Annotated in this window: 2 protein-coding genes and 1 pseudogene; 2 read left to right on the top strand and 1 reads right to left on the bottom strand. The window is 69.4% G+C overall.

What is annotated here, in order from left to right; genetic code table 11:
• Together VF794_RS04030 and proS are read left to right on the top strand one after the other, a co-directional pair.
• Positions 1 to 1,648, top strand: a pseudogene (locus VF794_RS04030) (hypothetical protein); the annotation flags it as partial.
• A 74-nt stretch (positions 1,649 to 1,722) separates the two neighbouring features.
• Positions 1,723 to 3,156 (top strand): proline--tRNA ligase, encoded by a 1,434-nt coding sequence (gene proS, locus VF794_RS04025; protein ID WP_331107851.1) that lies wholly within the window; start codon positions 1,723 to 1,725, stop codon positions 3,154 to 3,156.
• Positions 3,157 to 3,211: 55 nt separating this feature from the next.
• Here the strand turns inward: proS and VF794_RS04020 are convergent.
• On the bottom strand, positions 3,212 to 3,971 hold a 760-nt coding region (locus tag VF794_RS04020), incomplete at its 5' end, for an adenylate/guanylate cyclase domain-containing protein (protein ID WP_331107850.1).

Raw genomic sequence — 3,971 nt, 5'->3', positions numbered from 1 at the left:
CCAGAAGGGGGACTTCCTGTGGATGTGGCCGCAGCCGTGCGACCCGCTCGCGCTCCAGCTCGGCGAGAGCGATGGCCACTTCTCACCCCGTCCGCCGCCCATCGGCCCGGTGGCCATGGCGGACCCGGAGGGCCCGTGGCGGGTGGGCGGCACGGCGGCCCGCGAGCAGTGGGTCGTCTTCCTGAATGGCGGGTATGACCGCTCGCTCAGCCGGGGCCGGGGTCTGGCCATGGTGGACCTGCGCACGGGCGAGACGCTGTGGAGCTTCTTCCACGGCGACGGCGCCGAGCGCTCCGAGCACCTGCGCCACCCCTTCGCGGCCAGCGTGGCGATGATGGACATTGGTGGCCAGGTCGGCTCGAAGCCGGATGGAGATCTGCTCTTCGACACCGCCACGGTGGCGGACTACGGCGGCCAGGTGTGGACGGTGCGCTTCTGGCAGCCCGGCAAGCGCGCCACGAGCGGACGGGTGGAGAACTGGTTCGCCGCGCGCGCCTTCCAGGTGAAGGCCCCGGACGCGGAGACGGTGCGGCCCTCCTTCAGCTACATGACCTCGAACACGGTGCAGCCGGACACGGGTTACCTGCGCACCTTCGTGGGGACGGGAGACCGCTACAACCTCGCGGACAGCGGCGGGGCGACGTGCCGCCTGTCCAACCCGCTGGGGTGCGCGCAGCTCGGCTGCCGTACGCGTCAGACCGTCACCGTGGAGCGCGGAGGCTCGACGGCCTGGAGCTCCAGCACGGAGTACACCAACTATCGGTACACCAGCGGCACCTCCACCCCGGGCACCGCGGCCAGCGCCACCTGCGGCGCGACGAAGGTGGCGCTCGCCTGGGACTTCGGCGCGGAGAACGGCTGTACGGCGAGCGCCTCGGGCAAGCTGGAGTACACCTGCGACGGCACCGGGACGGGCTGGGGCTGCCGGGTGAGCCAGAACAACTGGGTGCCGCTCGCCACGACGAAGCCGCTGCCGGCCACCAGTCCCCACCGCTTCTACGGCTTCTGGAGCTACGGGGCCAAGGCGGCACGCTCCTTCAACACCAATAGCGAGGCCCAGACGTACGAGGCCGCTCCCTTCGGGACGGGGAAGTACACGTCCGGCCTGATGACGGACAACCACCTGGTGGACGTGTCCCAGTTCGAGTCCGACGGGCGGGTGAAGACGGGGGAGCAGGAGGCCGGGGCGCTGGAGGCCGGCTGGTACGTGCGCTACGGCGGCTCGCGCGAGCAGACGGGCAGCGGCACGGCCATCGTCAACGGGTGCGTGCTGTGGAACAGCTTCGAGGCGGGGGCCACCGCGGGGATGTGCGCGGCCTCGGGCAACCACCAGGCGCGCATCTACCAGGCGGGCTTCGTGGGAGGGACGGCCCAGTGCGCCCAGGGCTTCTACACGGCGGCCGGCACGGGGAGCGGCGGAACGGGCGGGAGCTGGCGGCGCTTCAGCCAGCGGGACGTGCAGTCCGCCCCGGCCGACCCGGCGCCCCAGCGCACCCTGGAGACGGTGGACATCGTCCTCAACGAGCCGGGCACGGGTCCCCGCCGGGTGGGGGTGTCCCTGGAGAACGAGGCCCTCCAGTCGCTCTACCAGTTGGAGCTGGACCGTTCCGGCCATGACTGCCGGCACGAGGCCCAGCGCTGCGAGTAGCCCGCAACCATTGATTCCGGGCGGGGGCTGGCGTAGGCAACGGCCCTCACTCATTTTCGAAGGGTTTCAAGCAGATGGCCGAGAAGCTGGCACCGCGCGAGAAGGGCTTTTCCGAGTGGTACGTGGACCTGGTCCAGAAGGCGAAGCTCGCCGACTACTCGGACGTGAAGGGCTGCATGGTCATCCGGCCCAATGGCTATGCCATCTGGGAGAACATGCAGCGGGTCCTCGACAAGATGTTCAAGGACCTGGGCCACAAGAACGCCTACTTCCCGCTGCTCATCCCCGAGAGCTACCTGAAGAAGGAGGCCGAGCACGTCGAGGGCTTCAACCCGCAGCTGGCGGTGGTGACGCACGCGGGCGGGGCCAAGCTGGAGGAGCCCTACGTCATCCGGCCCACGTCGGAGACGATCATCAACCGCAGCTTCGCCAAGTGGATCCAGAGCTACCGGGACCTGCCGCTGCTCATCAACCAGTGGGCGAACGTGATGCGCTGGGAGATGCGCACGCGCCTGTTCCTGCGCACCACCGAGTTCCTCTGGCAGGAGGGCCACACCTGCCACGAGACGGAGGAGGACGCGGAGAAGGAGACGCTGCAGATGCTGGAGGTGTACCGGAAGTTCGCCGAGGACTACATGGCGATGCCGGTGATGACGGGGCGCAAGACGGAGTCGGAGAAGTTCGCCGGCGCGCTGCGCACGTACAGCATCGAGGCGATGATGCAGGACAAGAAGGCGCTGCAGGCGGGCACCAGCCACAACCTGGGGCAGAACTTCGCCAAGGCCTTCGACACGATGTTCCAGGGCCGTGACGGCAAGCAGCACCACGTGTGGCAGACGTCGTGGGGGGTGTCCACGCGCCTCATCGGCGGCCTCATCATGACGCACTCGGATGACGCGGGCCTCATCGTGCCGCCGAGGCTGGCGCCCACGCACGTCGTCATCATCCCCATCGCCGGCAAGGCGACGGACGCCGAGAAGACGCAGGTGCTGGAGAAGACGCACGCGCTGGCCGCGGACCTGAAGAAGGCGGGCTTGAGCGTGGTGGTGGACGACGACGACACCAAGAGCCCGGGCTGGAAGTACAGCGAGCACGAGCTGATCGGCACGTGCCTCCGGGTGGAGCTGGGCCCGAAGGATCTGGCGAAGGGCTCGTGCGTGATGGTGCGCCGGGACGTGCGCCAGAAGGAGTTCATCCCGCTGGACCAGGCGGTGGCGAAGGCCCAGGACATGCTGGAGCAGATGCAGAAGGATCTGCTCGAGAAGGCGAGGACGTTCCGGGACGCGAACACCTTCGAGGTGAACAGCTACGAGGAGATGAAGGAGAAGGCGGACGCGGGCTTCCTGCTGGCGCACTGGAACGGGGACGCGAAGGTGGAGGCGCGCATCAAGGAGGAGACGGGCCTGACGACGCGCAACCGGCCGTTCGCGCAGAAGCAGGAGGCGGGCAAGTGCGTGGTGACGGGAGAGCCGTCGCCGGGCCGGATCGTCTTCTCGAAGGCCTACTGAGCCGGACAGAGGGTGACGCGGGCCGAGGGTCGAGCCCGCGTCAACCCCTCCCCCGTCACCCCATGGCGCGGAGGACCTTGCCAGTGGGAACGAAGGTGGCCACGGGCTCCACCTTCCCGGCCACGGGCAGTGGCGCCGCCGCCTCGAAGTGGAGCTCCTCGCCACAGCGCACGCGGGTGGCCTCGGAGACGAGAATGGACACGCCGACCTTCTTGGTGAGTCCCTCGATGCGGCTGGCGAGATTCACGGCGTCGCCAATCACGGTGTATTCCCGGCGCTGCTCGGGGCCGACGTCGCCGACGACGACACTCCCGGTGTGCACGCCGATGCCGATGTGCAGGGGCTCCTCGCCCCGGGAGCGCCGCTCGGCGTTGAGGGTTTCCAGGGCCTCGAGCATGGCGAGCCCACAGGCCACCGCGGCCTGGGGATGGCCGGGCAGGTCCAGGGGGGCGCCGAAGTAGGCGAGAATCCCATCGCCCATGAACTTGTCGAGCGTGCCGCCGTGGCGGAACACCACCTCGACCATGCGCGCGAGGTACTCGTTGAGGAGCCGGACCACCTGGGGGCTCTCCATGCGCTCGGACATGGAGGTGAAGCCACGGATGTCGGCGAAGAGGAGCGTCACCTCGCGGTGCTCGCCCTGGCCCGAGCCGGCGCCGGCCTCGAGGATGCGGCGGGCGACCTCGGGGGAGAAGTAGCGGCCCAGGCGGGTGCGGTGCGTCTGCTCGCGAGCCACCTCGACGACGAGCCGCTGCATCTGCCCGCGGGTGTAGCTCGCGGCCATGGCGGCGAACGAGAGCACCAGGGCCACCCCC

Source organism: Archangium sp., assembly GCF_036389735.1.
Taxonomy (GTDB): Bacteria; Myxococcota; Myxococcia; order Myxococcales; family Myxococcaceae; genus Archangium.
This window is presented reverse-complemented; position numbering and strand designations above follow the sequence as displayed.